The sequence below is a fragment of the Algibacillus agarilyticus genome (genome assembly GCF_003286125.1).
Classification (GTDB): Bacteria; Pseudomonadota; Gammaproteobacteria; order Enterobacterales; family Alteromonadaceae; genus Algibacillus; species Algibacillus agarilyticus.
In genome coordinates, this window is record NZ_QMED01000010.1 from 1 (window position 1) to 17,084 (window position 17,084).

The window sequence follows — 17,084 nt, forward strand, 5'->3', positions numbered from 1 at the left end:
TCCATCGCGATTGGAGCAATTAGCTCTACAACCATCTTGATGTTGTCGCCTGGCATTACCATTTCTACGCCTTCTGGTAACTCTACAGCACCAGTTACGTCAGTTGTACGGAAGTAGAACTGTGGACGGTAACCTTTGAAGAATGGAGTATGACGGCCACCTTCATCTTTAGAAAGTACGTATACTTCTGATTCAAACTTAGTATGTGGAGTGATTGAACCTGGCTTACATAATACTTGACCACGTTCTACATCATCACGCTTAGTACCACGTAATAATGCACCAACGTTCTCACCTGCACGACCTTCGTCAAGCAACTTACGGAACATTTCAACACCCGTACACGTTGTCGTTTGTGTTTCACGGATACCAACGATGGCGATTTCTTCACCAACTTTTACGATACCTGATTCTACACGACCTGTTACAACTGTACCACGACCTGAGATTGAGAATACATCTTCAACAGGCATTAAGAAAGGCTTGTCGATGTCACGCTCTGGTTCTGGGATATATGAATCTAGTGCTTCACCTAACTCAACAATCTTATCTTCCCACTCTTTTTCGCCTTGAAGCGCTTTTAAAGCAGAACCTTGGATTAATGGTAAGTCGTCACCTGGGAAGTCATATTCTGAAAGTAACTCACGTACTTCCATTTCAACTAATTCTAATAACTCTTCATCATCTACCATGTCACATTTGTTCATGAATACGATGATATATGGAACACCAACTTGACGTGATAATAAGATGTGCTCACGTGTTTGTGGCATTGGGCCATCAGCAGCAGATACTACTAAGATAGCACCATCCATTTGAGCAGCACCAGTGATCATGTTTTTAACATAATCAGCATGACCTGGACAGTCAACGTGTGCGTAATGACGGCTAGGCGTATCATATTCAACATGTGAAGTTGAAATAGTGATACCACGCTCGCGCTCTTCTGGAGCGTTATCGATTGCTGCGAAATCTTTAGCTTCACCACCATATACTTTTGCAAGTGTAGTAGAGATTGCTGCAGTTAATGTAGTTTTACCGTGGTCAACGTGACCAATTGTACCAACATTGACGTGCGGTTTAGTACGTTCAAATTTTTCTTTAGCCATCGTAGACCTCAAAATCCATAATCTAGGTAAAAACCTAATTTATTAATATTTAATATAAAGAAACTTTCTGATTTGATTTAATGGTGCTAATACCCAGATTCGAACTGGGGACCTCACCCTTACCAAGGGTGCGCTCTACCAACTGAGCTATATCAGCAACTGCACTAAACAATAGATGGAGCGGGTGGCGGGAATCGAACCCGCGTCATCAGCTTGGAAGGCTGAGGTAATAGCCATTATACGACACCCGCGTCGATCTTAACAAAACAGTCAGATTCGAGTCTTGAAAGTGGTGGAGGGAGCTGGATTCGAACCAGCGAAGGCAGAGCCGTCAGATTTACAGTCTGATCCCTTTGGCCACTCGGGAACCCCTCCGTTATTCTTTGTTTTTGCATTGGTGCCGGCTGCCGGAATCGAACTGGCGACCTACTGATTACAAGTCAGTTGCTCTACCAACTGAGCTAAGCCGGCACTGCAAAAAGAGGAGCGCATTCTATTTAATAGAATTGCACCTTGCAACCCCTTTTTGCTTTTAATTTCATTTTTTTGCAAAATAATTTTTCAAAGTCTATTTATCGTACACTTCTTGGATAAAATATCGTACCAAACCCTTAAAAAGTAAGGTTGGATCGATAATGACTTCAATTTTATCATCGATTATTTTTTTCATATGCAGCCCTAAAAGAGGGCCATCGCCGCCGGTAAAATAACATTTTAATTTTTTATTGGGTATTTCCATCAACTCAACAGCTTGTTTTATCGGTAATAACAAACTCAGTAAAATGCCATTTTTTACACATTCTTCTGTATTTAAGCCAAATTGAATTGAGTTTGTTAACTTTTTTTGCATGTGAATGGAATCCGTTTTAGCTAACAACGCTTTTTCACTGGTCTTTAACCCTGGAATAATCCAACCGCCTAAATGCTGCCCCAGTGTATTAATAGCATCGATGGTTAATGCCGTACCGGAATCTATGACTAAGCTCTGCTCATTAACTTGATAAGCGCCTAACATCGCTAGCCATCTATCAACGCCTAATCGAGTAGGGTCTTCGTAAGCAATCATCAATCCATTTGCGCTTTTTTGCGTCATTACTTGAATAACATTCTGTTTATTTTTAACAAACTGTTCAGCGAATGGCAGTAATAAAGCATCTTTTTTTACAGACGCGATCAAAACATAATCAAAATAGCCTTCAACCAATGTACTTTCTTCTATTAGTTGAATACTTTCATTAACAGCCCATTTAGCATATTTATTACGGGTGTTACCTTGGTCGATCATTAATATCTGTATATTCATTTTAAGCTCTATTTCATGCCTTATTTGCACGAACCGATATTTCGCCACCAATAAAACGTTCAACTTTGCCTTCATCTGTTTCTAGTAATAAGGCACCGCTTGGATCAATACCTTTTACTATTCCTGAGATCTCATTATTAGGCATCATTAATTTAACGGGTTGATTATAAAAGTAGTCAAGCTCAGACCAGCGTTCCAATTGATTATTTAAACCCTCATCACTAAAAACATGCAATGCGGCCACTAAATTACTGATGATTGTTGAACACAATTGGCTTCTATCAATATAACGACCACTAAATTGCGACAAACTAATCCATTCTTGTTCGATTTTATTACTGGCATCTATAGAATCTGCTTGCATATTGACATTCAAACCAATGCCCATGATCACGCGACAACTGGTATCAAAAGCCCCTTCTAACTCAACTAAAATTCCACCTAACTTTTTACCTTGTAAATAAATATCATTTGGCCACTTCAATTGTGCTGGGTAGCCTAGTTCAACTAATGTTTCAGCTAAACTAAGACCAATAGCAATGCTTAACCCCGAAAGCGCTGCCACAGGTAAATTAAGCTCGACACCTAATGACATATACAAATTTTGACCAAAAGGAGATACCCATTCGCGCCCTCGCCTACCTCGACCAGACACTTGCTGCTCAGTTATTGACAGCAGCATTTTATTGGCGCTGGCTAATCGCGATTTAACATTATCATTGGTCGACCCTGTCACAACATGGTAATCAATATCAATGTAATCTTGTAAAGCTCTTTTAATAACATTTACATCGAGCAGCCTAATGTGTTTTGCAAGTTGATAGCCTTTACCTTTTACAGAAAAAACCTTAATACCTAATGTATTAATATGTTTGACCCACTTAGATATAGCCGCTCGACTCACTGCAAAATGTTTAGCTAATGCATCACCCGAATGAAACTCGTTATCCGATAACAACGCTAATAACGCTTGCTCAATACTCGTCAGTTGACTCATTACAAAACACTCTCTGGATTAATCTCATCAATGGCATTAAAAAACCTAACCTCAGGCTCTAAAAGTATGCCAAATCTTTCAGACACGCTCGCTCTAATATGTTTTGCGAGCTCAATTACATCGCAATAAGTAGCCGCGCTTAGATTAACCAAGACCAAGGCTTGATCTACATGTACAGCCGCATCATTAACCGCAAAGCCTTTTAATCCGGCTTGGTCAATTAAATAACCAGCCGCAACTTTTACCTGATTATCATCGGCAGCAACAGGGTAAGTTGGTAAACTTGGCCAATGAATTTTTAGTTTTTCAGCTTCAACTTTACTTATTATCGGGTTCTTAAAAAAGCTCCCCGCGTTACCCAATTTTTTTGGGTCCGGTAATTTAGCTTTTCTGGTCTCGCAGACACGATCATAAATAGCTTGCGCTGTTACCGGTTGTGAAAGTGTTTGTAACGGCCCGTAATTTAAGACAGGTAGCCACTTTTTAGGCAAGTGTAAACAAACCGTTTCAATAACAAAGGTATGTTTACGTGCATGCTTAAATATTGAATCACGGTAAGCAAATTGGCAATCATTAGCGAGTAACGTTTCACGTTGTTTATTTACCAAATCAATACCGATAACAGCACGACAAAACTGTGAAAATTCGACACCATAAGCACCAATATTTTGTACAGGCGCGGCGCCAACAGTTCCAGGTATTAACGCTAAATTCTCTAAACCATAAATGCCTTGCGCTAATAAACGCGTAACAACACAATGCCAATTAAGTCCAGCACCTAAATGTACATTGTAATAATCATCAAATTCTATCACTTCAAATAAATCATGCTGACAACTTGCAAGGGCGAACTTAACTTCATTTGTCACAAATAAAATATTAGAGCCTTCACCTACCACAACCAATTTTTCAGGTAAATCACGAGGTTGAGTATTCGCATCTATATTAACTATATGGTTGGCTTTAACGGCTAAACCAAAAGTATTGGGGATAAGGTTATTCATAGATCACAGTTATCACAATAAACATAAAATCGGCAGGCTGCAGATAATAGCAGTTAACCTCAAGATAAAACCAGCCGCTCCCTTCAGATTTACAATAAAGCAAACAGTGTATTGAAAACGGGTACGACTTTCATAATAAAGGTTCTTACTGGAACTTAAACTTTATTGTTAATGCAAAAACGAACTTAAACAATTCAACATTAAAAATTGCGTCAAATCATAAAAAAGGTGATAAATCGAAATTAAATTGGCATAAAAGCCAACTGATCATTAGAATACGCACGGTTACTAATCAATATTAAGAAATGAGCTTATTATGGAAAACATGCTGAGCGCCTTAGAAGTTAACTTTATGTTGTTAGCTTTAATTTTGGCCGTTACTTTTACTGTATTAGGTGTTACTGAAAAATCAGATACTGCAACTAAATTACTTGAACTACGTATTGAAAATGGCTTTTTTGCTGTTTCAAGCCTAGTGGCTTTTTTAGTCGTATTTTTAATGTAATACCCATAGAGGCAAACCCCGTTTGCCTCTAATACTTTAAACGCCTCATTTACCCGTCACGCCTTATTAATAACTTTGTTACAACTCTCTAACAGTTCCCCTAACGAGCAAACTAAACTCTTTATATATTTTAAAAAATCAAGCGCCAAAGCTTAAAAATAATTAAGATTATTTCACTCTCATGACAGAGATCACCTTGACATAAAAAAAAATTCAAATTGCTTAATAAATAGACTTTTCAGGTTAAAAAAAAAAACGTACACTACCCGCCCTTTTTCGCAAGTGGTGATGTTTTAACCAATTTCGGTATGCAAATAGCATCTTATAAATTAACTGCACCCGTTATTCTAGCGCCTATGGCGGGGATCACCGATCGCCCGTACCGACAACTATGTCGTGATATGGGCTGCGGTTTAGCAGTAGGTGAAATGCTATCTTCAAACCCTGAAGTTTGGCGAACAGAAAAATCACGCTTGCGTATGGAACACGCAGGAGAGACAGGGCTGCGCGCAGTGCAAATAGCGGGTTGTGACCCTGATCTAATGGCTAAAGCCGCTCAGCATAATGTTTCAAACGGGGCAGATATAATAGATATCAACATGGGCTGCCCAGCTAAAAAAGTTAACAAGAAACTTGCCGGATCGGCTTTATTGAAAGATCCCAAGTTAATTGAGCGTATTTTAAAAGCGGTTACGAATGCGGTAGACGTCCCTGTTACTTTAAAAATAAGAACAGGTTGGGATCCCGACAATCGTAACGGCATACAAATAGCGCAACTAGCAGAAAAATGCGAAATACAGTCTTTAGCCGTACACGGTCGTACACGCGCATGTTTATTTAAAGGCGAAGCGGAATACGACACCATCAGAGCAATTAAGCGTGCGGTAAGCATTCCTATTGTCGCTAATGGTGATATCAATACCGCAGAAAAAGCGGCTTATGTATTAAAATACACAGGCGCTGATGCGGTCATGATAGGTCGAGGTTCTCAAGGCAACCCTTGGTTGTTTAAAGACATCAATCAGTATTTGCTAACCGGAACACATGCCGACAAGCCAGAGCTGTATGAAATTCGCGACACCATGTTAAAACATGTAAAACAATTACATGAATTATATGGTGAAGGTAAAGGGTTGCGTATCGCTCGCAAACATGTGAGTTGGTATTGCGCCGCACATTCACTAGGCAGTGAATTAAGATCCAATTTTAACGCGATTGAAGATGCTCTAGAGCAAATCGATAGCCTTCATCACTTTTTTGACAATTAGATAAAACGAGAAGAGTAGCCACTATGTTCGACCAAAATGTAACTCCTGAATTAGTCACAGGGCCTTTATTGAGTTCAGAAGCCAATAACAAACCTTTACGTTCATCAGTTAAGCAAGCAATCAGTAATTACTTGTCTCAATTAAACGGTCAAGATGTAGAAGAGTTTTACGAGTTAGTATTAGCCGAAGTTGAAGCTCCGTTATTAGAAGAAGTAATGCAATATACACGTGGAAATCAAACACGAGCAGCATTAATGCTTGGGATAAACCGTGGTACTTTACGTAAAAAGCTTAAAAGATACGGCATGAACTAAGCCATTTCAGGCCATAAAAAAGTACCGAAAGGTACTTTTTTTATTTACAGCATTTGTATTACATAAGCCACTCAAAAGCAGACGACAATTTAGTTTTTTTGTTTCAAGCCTGTGGCTCTAATTTCACTATTTTTAAGGTATAAATAAACAATGGATCAAGCTCGACCAATTCGCCGTGCACTTATAAGCGTTTCAGATAAAACCGGTATTGTTGAATTTGCCCGTGAACTCGCAAATAACGGTGTAGAAATTTTATCGACAGGTGGTACTTTCCGCCTACTTACCGAAAACCAAATCAAAGCAGTTGAAGTATCAGACTATACTGGTTTCCCAGAAATGATGGATGGCCGCGTTAAAACATTGCATCCTAAAGTTCATGGCGGCATTTTAGGTCGTCGTGATATCGATCAAGATATCATGTCAAGCAACGACATTAAGCCTATCGACATTGTTGTTGTTAATTTATATCCATTTGCTGCAACCGTTGCTAATAAAGATTGTAAATTAGAAGATGCTATCGAAAATATCGATATTGGTGGACCAACGATGGTTCGCTCTGCCGCTAAAAACCATAAAGATGTAACCATCGTGGTTAATGCCTCAGATTATGATCGCGTATTAAAAGAAATGAATGACAATTCTGGCTCATTAACCTATCAAACACGCTTTGATTTAGCGATAGCTGCATTTGAACATACCGCTCAATACGATGGTATGATCGCAAATTACTTCGGTAAATTAACGCCTGATTATCACACAGAAAAAGCAGAAAATAGTGCATTCCCACGTACTTTTAATACTCAATTAATTAAGAAGCAAGATTTACGCTATGGCGAAAACAGCCATCAGTCAGCCGCTTTTTATGTTGAAAAAAACCTAACAGAAGCATCAGTATCAACCGCTAAGCAGTTACAAGGTAAAGCTTTATCTTATAACAACATCGCCGATACCGATTCAGCGCTTGAGTGTGTTAAACAATTTGAAGAACCCGCTTGTGTGATCGTAAAACATGCTAACCCATGTGGTGTTGCTATTGGCGACAACATTTTAGCGGCATACGAAGGTGCTTATCAAACAGATCCAACATCAGCGTTTGGTGGCATTATCGCGTTCAATAAAGAATTAGATGCAGAAACAGCTGAAGCAATTATTTCTCGTCAATTTGTTGAAGTTATTATTGCGCCTAGCATCTCACCTGCTGCGGCGCAAATTGTTGCCGCTAAAGCCAACGTACGTTTACTTGAATGTGGTGAATGGGCGGCAAGTGCAGGTCAAATTGATTACAAACGTGTAAACGGTGGCTTATTATTACAAGATAGTGATCAGGGCATGGTTACATTAGATGACCTTAAAGTGGTCACGAAAAAGCAACCAACTGAAGCTGAACTTAAAGATTTACTATTCTGTTGGAAAGTCGCTAAATTTGTTAAATCAAATGCGATTGTATACGCTAGAGGCGCACAAACTATTGGTGTTGGCGCAGGTCAAATGAGCCGTGTTTACAGTGCCAAAATAGCAGGTATTAAAGCAGCAGACGAAAACTTAACGGTTGCAGGTTCTGTTATGGCATCAGATGCATTTTTCCCATTCCGTGATGGCATAGATGCAGCAGCAGAAGCAGGGATCACCGCTGTAATTCAACCTGGCGGCTCAATGCGTGATGACGAAGTTATCGCAGCAGCTGACGAACATGGCATGGCAATGGTATTCACCGGCATGCGTCATTTCCGTCACTAAATAGCCATAACAAAAAAGAACAGCCTCGCTTTTCTTTTTTGTTTTATATCTAAGTTATTTCAATCTACTGAACCCCGTGTTTTGAAGTAACTTGGGTATATCCAAACATTTCAAATTTATATTGCAGCAAAACCACCTATCATTTGATAAACTTATCAGCCACCTTATTATAAAATGAGATCGCCGCGTGATAAAAACAACATTAACAAAAACGCTGTTAACGAGTGCCAGTTTACTTATATTAGGTTGCTCATACACCGCAAAAACAAATAACTCAACAAAACAATTACCAACAAACACGACTGCGCAAACAACGCCTGTAAATAAAACACAGAATACATCGCAATTAACAATGGCGATAAACAGCCCATTACGCAGCGACAAAAATAAAAACCGCGATCAATATCGTCACCCCGAACAAACCTTAGCGTTTTTTGACATTCAACCCGATATGACGGTCGTCGAAGTATCGCCTGGTGGGGGCTGGTATACCGAAATACTTGCACCATACTTGCAAACATCTGGGCAATTTTATGCAGCTCATTTTCCCGAAAATGCAAAGAGCAAGTACTACCAAAAGAATTTGAAAAAATTTAAGTTAAAGATGCAATCTAACCCCGCATACCAAAACGTAAATATTACCGAATTCGCCGCAGACCGAGATTACGACATAGCCCCAACGGGCACAGCCGACCGTGTATTAACCTTCAGAAATTTACACAATTGGTATATGCAAAAAAATACTCAAGGTTTACAACAAGCATTTAAAACATTTTACCGCGCTTTAAAACCCGGTGGTATTTTAGGCATTGTTGATCACCAATTACCAGAAGATCGTGATCAAGAAACATGGATAAAATCAGGTTATTTAAAGCAAAGTATCGCGATCGAGTTTGCAACCCAAGCCGGTTTTCAACTAGTCGGCATAAGCGATATAAACAGCAACCCCAAAGACACAGCCGATCACGAAAATGGCGTTTGGAGCTTACCGCCTTCTCAACGTGGTGGTAATAAAGAATTACTTAAAATAGGTGAATCAAATCGATTTACGTTAAAATTTATCAAACCGATTAATTAATTGAACAACAAATAATTTAGAGAACAGTAAATGAAAGTATTAGTAATTGGCGGCGGCGGCCGTGAACATGCATTAGCATGGAAAGCAGCACAATCAAATGACGTTGAAATCGTATATTTAGCCCCAGGAAATGCGGGTACCGCTATCGAACCTAAATTAGAAAACGTTGCAATTGATGTTGAAGACACAGCGGGTCTGGTTTCATTTGCCCAAGAAAACAAAATTGAATTAACTATTGTTGGCCCAGAAGTTCCTTTAGTTATTGGAGTTGTTGATGCATTCCAAGCTGCGGGTTTAACTATTTTTGGTCCAAGTAAAGCAGCCGCTCAACTCGAAGGCTCAAAAGCATTTACTAAAGATTTCTTAGCTCGTAATAACATACCAACAGGCTATTATCAAAACTTCACCGAGATTGAACCAGCCTTAGCTTATGTTCGTGAACAAGGCGCACCTATTGTTATTAAAGCCGATGGCTTAGCCGCAGGTAAAGGCGTTATTGTCGCATTAACATTACAAGAAGCTGAAGACGCCATTAAAGATATGCTTGCCGGTAACGCTTTTGGTGATGCTGGTCATCGTGTCGTGATTGAAGAATTTCTAGACGGTGAAGAAGCAAGCTTTATCGTGATGGTAGACGGTAAAAACGTATTGCCAATGGCAACAAGTCAAGATCACAAACGCGCCTATGATGGTGACGCAGGCCCAAATACAGGTGGCATGGGTGCTTATTCTCCAGCTCCGGTTGTGACTGATGTTATCTTCGACCGCATTATGAACGAAGTGATCATGCCAACGGTTGAAGGTATGGCGAAAGAAGGTAATCCATATGTGGGCTTCTTATATGCGGGCTTAATGATTGACGAAACCGGTACCCCTAAAGTTATTGAATATAACTGTCGTTTTGGAGATCCTGAAACTCAACCGATTATGCTACGCATGCAATCTGATTTAGTTGAACTTTGCTTATTGGCAACTCAAGGAAAATTAGATAACGCTGAAGCTAAATTTGATACTCGTGCATCAGTTGGTATTGTATTAGCTGCAGGAGGTTATCCTGGTGCATATAATAAAGGCGATGAAATCACGGGTATTCCAGACCAAGCAGAAGGTTTAAAAGTATTTCATGCGGGCACTAAAAATATCGATGGTAAAATCACCACTAACGGCGGTCGAGTTTTATGTGCAACCGCTTTAGGTAACACCGTAACTGAAGCACAAGAAGCGGCCTATAAACTCGTCAAGCAAATCAAATGGCAAGGCGTGCAATATCGAAACGATATTGCATACCGCGCAATTGCAAGAGAGCAAGAAGCCAACAAATAGCCTAAGATAGTGATATACCCGAGTAACGCTTAACCCGTGTTTTGCAGTGACTGGGGTATAAACCTAAACCTTAGTTAGGATGACGACATGCTGACAGTAGTTGAATTAATCGAACAAATAAGACCCAGTGTTAATGAAGTAAGCGTTGCCGATTTTAAAAAGCGGCTCAAGCAAGCAGGTGCACTCTTAATAGATATAAGAGAACCAAATGAGTTTGCCGCGGGCGCAATTGAAGGCGCGATCAATATTCCACGCGGTATATTAGAGTCTCAAATAACCGCTCTGTGTCAAAAAATATCAGTAACTGCACCTGCTGATGTCGATATTTTAATTTATTGTCGTAGTGGTGCTCGTGGTGTGTTAGCTGCCGAAAGTCTACAAAGAATGGGTTATAACCACGTAGTTAATTTAATTGGCGGTATTGTGGCTTGGCAGCAATAGTTTTATACGCAAGTAACTTGGGTATAACCATCGTCTGAATACATATTTCAAATAACCAAAAACCAGCGCCTGCTGGTTTTTTTATACCTAAAAATAAATGAAGCAATAAAACGACTATAAATCTGAATTTACCGTTAACTCACCGCTTAAAACGCTTTTTTAGTTTGCATTCGTATACACTCAAGCGCAAGTTGACTTTAAAGTTAACACCATAGAATACTAAACAAGAAAGTAATCTGGCCATTAATCACTAAGGGCAAAATAGATTCGAGTTACTTGAAGATATAGCAGGTTACACTACACACATAAAATTTAAGTTATAAGGTAAAATTAAACGTGACGATTTGGCAAAGGATACCACTCACATTAAAAATATTAGTTCCAGGTTTAATCGCGGTCTATTTAATTTCAACAATGAAACCCAAGCCAGAGCCCGATACAACGCCCCCACCTGAAAAACCAAAACCTAGCGTTAATCGTGTATATGCCTCGCCGGTTACTGAAAGCTTAACGATAACCGCACAGGGAACAGTAGAGCCACGACGAAAAATTGATTTAATAGCTCAAGTAGCAGGTGAAATTACACATGTTCACCCTGCATTTGTTGCTGGCGGCGCATTCAACAATGGCGATATATTAATAAAAATAGAACCCATCGAATATGAGCTAGCACTGGCAAGAGCCAATGCAGAATTAGCCCAAGCAGAAATGCAATTTGCGACCGAAAAAGGATTAGCTCGACAAGCGAAACAACAATGGCGCGATTTAAAAAATGAAGAAGCGAACCGCTTATTTTTGCGCAAACCTCAATTGGCGGCAGCAGCGGCTAATGTGGATTCAGCAAAAGCGAGTGTAAAGATGGCCAAACTCAATTTACAACGCACAACCGTTAAAGCGCCTTTTACGGGTCGAATTATTAATATACACGCTGATTTGGGGCAAATAATCGGCAAAAATAACGCCCTAGCTGAAATTATTGATACCTCTGTTGCACAAGTCACTTTGGCTTTACCTCAAAGTCATGCCGCTTTAATTAAATTACATCACCACCACGCCGTAACATCAAACAAAAAATCAAGCAAAACACCGGCACCCGAAGTATTAACAACCGTTACATTAAGCGCTCAAATAGGTGATCAACAATTTGAATGGCCAGGTAGCATAACCCGCTCACTGGCGAGTATAAACCAACAATCACGCATGTATTATGTCGTCGCCGAAATTCAGCAACCCTATGCATTTAAACAGCCATTACCCATGGGGTTATTCGTTACCGCACATATAAAAAGTAAACCATTAACTAATCTAATAAAATTACCCAAAGAAGCCGTATTTAAGCGTAATCAATTGTATTGGTTAAATAATAATATAGTGAATCAAAAGCAAGTTAATGTATTAAGCCAAGATCAATCTTATGTCTGGTTTCAAGACGAAAGCATCGAACCCAACACCGCAATTGTTGCCGACCGACAAGGCTATATACTACCGGGCGTTGAAGTACTTTCAGTCGCAGAAGCGCAAACGAAAGTAAATAAGATACAACCCACCGCAACGGCTGGAGAATAATATGCAAGGTTTAATCAATTGGTTTGCCAACAACACAGTAGCAGCCAATTTACTCATGTTGATGATCTTAATTGGTGGTTTTGTCGGCGTACAGACCGTTGAAAAAGAAGTTTTTCCTGCGCAAGAAATAAACATGGTTAATGTACAAATGAGTTACCGAGGAGCAGGACCTCGTGAAGTCGAACAACAAATTGTCGTGCGTATCGAAGAAGCCATCGCCGATCTAGTTGGTATTTTTCAAATACGATCAGAAGCTTATCAAGGTGGCGGTAGAGTCAGCATTGAAATCATTGATGGCTACAACATCAAAGATGTTTTAAACGACATAAAAGCACGGGTCGATGCCATTAATACATTTCCGAGCAGTGTTGAACGCCCGATTATCAGCCAAGTCATTAATCGCACACCCTTGATGTTTTTTACACTTTACGGCGATGCCGATCCACGAGTGCTAAAAGCAACAGCACAACAAATAGCCGATGATATGGCACTACTTGATGGCATATCAAAAGTCACTTATCGAGGCGCTAAAGCCGCAGAGATGAATATTGAAGTTTCAGAATTCAACTTAAAACGCTTTGACCTCACTTTTGATCAAATCGCCCAAGCAATCCGCAATTCATCACTCAATTTACCGGCGGGTAGCATTAAAACTAAGCTAGGCAACGTGCAAGTTCAAACACGAAGCCAAGCATACACCAGTGAAGATTTCGCACAAATCCCCGTTTTAAGTTTAGCCGATGGCACACAACTCAAATTAGGCGATATCGCCAATATTAATGATGCTTTTGCCGATCAAGATTTAGAGGTCAGCTTTAAAGGTAAAAAAGCGATCGACTTTCAAGCGTTAATCAGCGACCAACCAGACTTATTTGCCGGCACTGAAAACGCGCGAAACTACATCAAAGACCAACAAAAGATATTACCAGCCGGGTTAAACATTAATATCAATTATGAAATGCGTGAGCTATTCGATAGTCGGTTAAATTTATTAACCAGTAATGCAATGGGCGGTTTATTACTGGTCTTTATTATTCTGATGTTATTTTTACGCCCATTGTTAGCCATATGGGTTTGCGTGGGTATTGCGACCGCCTTTGCGGGTGCAATATGGCTCTTACCCTATGCCGGTATTAGCATTAACATGCTATCTATGTTCGCTTTTCTTATGGTGCTCGGTATCGTTGTAGATGATGCAATAGTGGTAGGTGAAAGCATTTATTCCGTTCAACAAGATGGCGTAACAGGCGCGCAAAGTGCCACACAAGGCGCTCAACGCGTCGTAAAACCGGTATTTTTAGCGGTTTTAAGCACTATGATATTTTTCTTACCGATGGCCGATGTGCCAATGGAAGTTGAACCTTATACCTTATCTATTTTCTACGTTGTGATTTTTTGTTTGTTATTTTCATTAATCGAATCACTCTTAATATTGCCTGCCCATTTATCCCATTTAAAACCTGAAAAACCAAGTCGCTTTAAATTGATTCAACAAGTCACGGCTGTTAGAAACTGGTTTTCAAATAAACTCCGTGCATTCGCTTACAACTTATATCAACCGGCATTAGTTAAAATGCTGAATAAAAGCAGCGCGACCATCACTGGATTTGTGATTGCTTTTGCATTATCAGTTTCACTCTATATAGGCGGTTGGATCAATTCCTCTTTTTTCCCACAAGTACCACAAAGCTTTATTATTGCCGATGTAACCTTACCCGAAGGGTCGGCCTATGCCGATGCTTTACGCATTGCTAATCACATAGAAAAAATCGCGCATGAAATGCAAACCGATGAAACATTAATCAAATTAAACGATGGCGGAAATTTTTTAACCGAAATAAAAAAAACCGCAACAACAAACAACGCTAATATTTTTGTTGGTTTAGCGCTTCCCGAAACAAGAACCGTTAGCGCAAAGCAAGTCAGTGAACGTTTTAGAGAATTAATAGGCCCTATACCTGAAGCTAAAAATTACTCACTCGCGTTTAGCTTTAGTGGAGAGGCCGCTGATATAACCCTAAATTTAAACATTAACTCTAACCTGCTTAGCGATCAGCAAGCCGCGGTTGAAGCGGTAAAAGAAACGCTAAGCGCTTACCCAGGCGTGATCAATACTCGCAGCAGTTTAGAATCAGAACGTATTGAAGTTGAATTAGCACTCAAACCTTATGCTGATAATTTAGGTATTAGTTTACAAGAAATAGCTCGCCAACTCCGACAAGGTTTTTTTGGTGAAGAGATCCAACGTATTCCACGTGGTAAAGAAGACGTACGCGTTATGCTCAATTACCCCAGAGCAGACCGCACTAATTTAGATTTGCTCAACACCATGCGAATACGCACTAAAGAAGGCATTGAAATTCCACTTGAAGAAGTCGCACAAATAAAATTAGTGCCCGGCTACACCCGTATTCAACGAGTTGATCGCAAGCGCAATATTACAATCACCGCCGATGTAAAAGAAGGACACGATGCCAAATTCATTACTGACGAAATGATTAAGCAATACCTCCCTAAATGGCAACGCCAATTTATTGGATTTACATTAAGCACAGATGGCAATTTACGCGCTCAAGCGAGCTTTGAAAGTGGCTTACTCAGTAACTTTTTATTCTCAATGTTTGCCGTGTATATTTTAATGGCGATAGCTTTTCGTTCGTATACCGAACCCTTTTTAATTTTAACCGCCGTACCCTTTGGTTTTATGGGTGCGATAATCGGCCATAAATTACTGGGTCAAGATATCAGTATGATGTCATTTTTAGGGTTTTTAGCCTGTGCTGGGGTTGTCGTTAACGATAACTTAGTCTTGCTAGACCGAATAAATCAACTACGCGCGGCAGGCGTTAAAGCTAAAGAAGCAATATTACGAGCAGGCCAAGATCGATTCCGTGCCATTATACTCACCTCGCTCACAACCTTTGTTGGCTTACTGCCCATCTTGTTTGAAAAAAGTGGGCAAGCACAATTTTTGATCCCGATGGTGATCTCATTAGGCTTTGGCGTTTTACTCGCTTCAACCGTCACGTTAATATTAGTCCCCGCTTTATATTGGCAAGGCCATAAAACCCATACCTTTTATAACCAACAACGTAAAAGTTTAGTCACTTGGTTTAGCCGGTATGAACAAAAAACAGAAAACAAAATAAGCAAACAGGAAGACGTATAATGTTTATTGCCACTGAGTGCAGCGTCTTGGAGTCACTTGGGTATTTATATAACAAGCATTTGATTATTAAATATAGTCAAAGCGATCGGGTTTTAGGGGCAGGTTTCTAGTTCCAGACGAAACCTAAGTACTTACATCCATGTAAGCAAAGCCGTCAAAGCTACCGCGTCCTGCTCTCGCCCCTTACCTGCATCCATGCAGGCAAGCTTCGAGACCCCATGAGCATATGCTCTATTATGTGATTGGGGCGAGTAAGCGCTGACAATGAACCATAAAACCTGAGCGAGAAGACTATAGAAAATGGCCGCTATCAGCGGCCATTTTTATAAAAGGCAATAACGAATCAATAAATACGTTAATTAATGAATAAGACCCGCTAAACTCAATAATGCGACCAAAGCCACACAGAATAAAACAGCGCGTTTAGCTAATTTAACTAACGTACAAGGTTCAGTTAGCATATCATTTTCAGGCGCTTCTACTTCTTCAGCCGCCACGGCAACTTGCGTTAAATAGTCTCGTGGTTCGATGGCTAGATCTAATAAATGTTTCATCCATAACGGAAATGCTTGACTAAAATTACCCACAAATAAATAGGCAAACCCAGCAATACGCACCGGAACAAAATCGAGTATTTTCATTAATCTTAAATTAACGTCATACGCTTGTGATAAGTCATCTTGCTGCGCTAAAAAATGATTCAACGTGCGTGAAACAACATACAAAATCGCACCACAAGGCCCTAACACAACAAACCAAAAAATAATCGCTAAGTAATATTTAAAGTTTATCCAAATCAATGTTTGGCCTAATGTTTCATTGGCTTTAGTTTGTTCACATCCATTACCTAGCGCGAGTGCGTGCATATCACAAGCTTGTAAATCGCCACGATTAGCCGCCTCTAAATAACGCTTATAACCCGCTCGCTGCTCTGTACAGCCCATGCAGGTATATAAAACAAAAATAGCAAATAACAAAGCAAACAAAGTTGCCCCAAGCCACATTTGAATAGCGCCAACTACCACAACAGGTATAAACACCCACAATAAGGTGTTTTGATTAACACGCGATGTAGATGACAAATTTAGGCGAGATTGGATGAAATCATTATAACGTTGATAATAATATTGATAATGCCAAATACCGGAGGCCGTATTTGAACGTTCTAAAAAAATAACGATTAGCAAGCTAAGCAAGATCATAATTTTCCTTGTTTAATACATAACTATTTATGAGCTGAAGATTATATACCTAAAGTTATAACAAAAGC

Annotated in this window: 14 protein-coding genes and 4 tRNA genes; 9 read left to right on the forward strand and 9 right to left on the reverse strand. The window is 39.8% G+C overall.

The features are described from left to right. The 8 genes from tuf to murB all read right to left on the reverse strand — a co-directional run. On the reverse strand, positions 1-1,109 hold a 1,109-nt coding region (tuf, locus tag DPX34_RS09540; protein WP_111978202.1), incomplete at its 3' end, for an elongation factor Tu. Between the two features lie 81 nt (positions 1,110-1,190). Then, positions 1,191-1,266 (reverse strand) — tRNA-Thr (locus tag DPX34_RS09545). Between the two features lie 19 nt (positions 1,267-1,285). Continuing rightward, positions 1,286-1,360, reverse strand: a tRNA-Gly gene (locus tag DPX34_RS09550). A 39-nt stretch (positions 1,361-1,399) separates the two neighbouring features. Further along, positions 1,400-1,484 (reverse strand) — tRNA-Tyr (locus DPX34_RS09555). 20 nt (positions 1,485-1,504) lie between these two features. Further along, positions 1,505-1,580: transfer RNA gene (locus DPX34_RS09560), tRNA-Thr, on the reverse strand. A gap of 97 nt (positions 1,581-1,677) precedes the next feature. Next, positions 1,678-2,412 (reverse strand): type III pantothenate kinase, encoded by a 735-nt coding sequence (locus DPX34_RS09565; protein WP_157964680.1) that lies wholly within the window; start codon positions 2,410-2,412, stop codon positions 1,678-1,680. A 13-nt stretch (positions 2,413-2,425) separates the two neighbouring features. Beyond that, positions 2,426-3,409 (reverse strand): bifunctional biotin--[acetyl-CoA-carboxylase] ligase/biotin operon repressor BirA, encoded by a 984-nt coding sequence (gene birA / locus DPX34_RS09570; protein ID WP_111978204.1) that lies wholly within the window; start codon positions 3,407-3,409, stop codon positions 2,426-2,428. Next, entirely contained in the window at positions 3,409-4,413 is a 1,005-nt protein-coding gene (murB, locus tag DPX34_RS09575; RefSeq protein ID WP_111978205.1) for a UDP-N-acetylmuramate dehydrogenase, read from the reverse strand. Before murB ends, birA begins: the two co-directional genes overlap by 1 nt. Positions 4,414-4,729: 316 nt before the next feature. Between murB and DPX34_RS09580 the strand changes: the two genes are divergently transcribed. The 9 genes from DPX34_RS09580 (at position 4,730) to DPX34_RS09620 (ending at position 15,814) form a co-directional block, all read left to right on the forward strand. Next, a complete protein-coding gene (locus DPX34_RS09580) occupies positions 4,730-4,918 on the forward strand; it encodes a hypothetical protein (protein ID WP_111978206.1) in 189 nt (62 codons plus the stop codon). A gap of 308 nt (positions 4,919-5,226) precedes the next feature. Beyond that, on the forward strand, positions 5,227-6,186 hold the full coding sequence (gene dusB / locus DPX34_RS09585; RefSeq protein WP_111978207.1) for a tRNA dihydrouridine synthase DusB: 960 nt from the start codon (positions 5,227-5,229) through the stop codon (positions 6,184-6,186). Between the two features lie 23 nt (positions 6,187-6,209). After that, on the forward strand, positions 6,210-6,500 hold the full coding sequence (gene fis, locus DPX34_RS09590; RefSeq protein WP_111978208.1) for a DNA-binding transcriptional regulator Fis: 291 nt from the start codon (positions 6,210-6,212) through the stop codon (positions 6,498-6,500). A 150-nt stretch (positions 6,501-6,650) separates the two neighbouring features. Continuing rightward, a complete protein-coding gene (purH, locus tag DPX34_RS09595; protein WP_111978209.1) occupies positions 6,651-8,237 on the forward strand; it encodes a bifunctional phosphoribosylaminoimidazolecarboxamide formyltransferase/IMP cyclohydrolase in 1,587 nt (528 codons plus the stop codon). Between the two features lie 238 nt (positions 8,238-8,475). After that, positions 8,476-9,315, forward strand: coding sequence for a class I SAM-dependent methyltransferase (locus DPX34_RS09600; RefSeq protein WP_438938516.1), 840 nt, complete (start codon positions 8,476-8,478; stop codon positions 9,313-9,315). Between the two features lie 30 nt (positions 9,316-9,345). Next, complete coding sequence (gene purD / locus DPX34_RS09605) at positions 9,346-10,638, forward strand: phosphoribosylamine--glycine ligase (RefSeq protein WP_111978210.1); 1,293 nt, start codon at positions 9,346-9,348, stop codon at positions 10,636-10,638. An 87-nt stretch (positions 10,639-10,725) separates the two neighbouring features. Continuing rightward, positions 10,726-11,079, forward strand: coding sequence for a rhodanese-like domain-containing protein (locus tag DPX34_RS09610; RefSeq protein ID WP_111978211.1), 354 nt, complete (start codon positions 10,726-10,728; stop codon positions 11,077-11,079). Between the two features lie 336 nt (positions 11,080-11,415). After that, positions 11,416-12,645 carry an efflux RND transporter periplasmic adaptor subunit gene (locus tag DPX34_RS09615; protein ID WP_111978212.1) on the forward strand — a complete coding sequence of 410 codons (1,230 nt, stop codon included), beginning with the start codon at positions 11,416-11,418 and terminating at the stop codon, positions 12,643-12,645. 1 nt (position 12,646) lies between these two features. Continuing rightward, positions 12,647-15,814: an efflux RND transporter permease subunit gene (locus DPX34_RS09620; protein ID WP_111978213.1), complete on the forward strand. Its 3,168-nt coding sequence runs from the start codon at positions 12,647-12,649 to the stop codon at positions 15,812-15,814. Positions 15,815-16,173: 359 nt separating this feature from the next. Here DPX34_RS09620 and ampE read toward each other — a convergent pair whose 3' ends face one another. After that, on the reverse strand, positions 16,174-17,016 hold the full coding sequence (gene ampE / locus DPX34_RS09625) for a beta-lactamase regulator AmpE (RefSeq protein ID WP_111978214.1): 843 nt from the start codon (positions 17,014-17,016) through the stop codon (positions 16,174-16,176). Positions 17,017-17,084 lie beyond the last annotated feature (68 nt).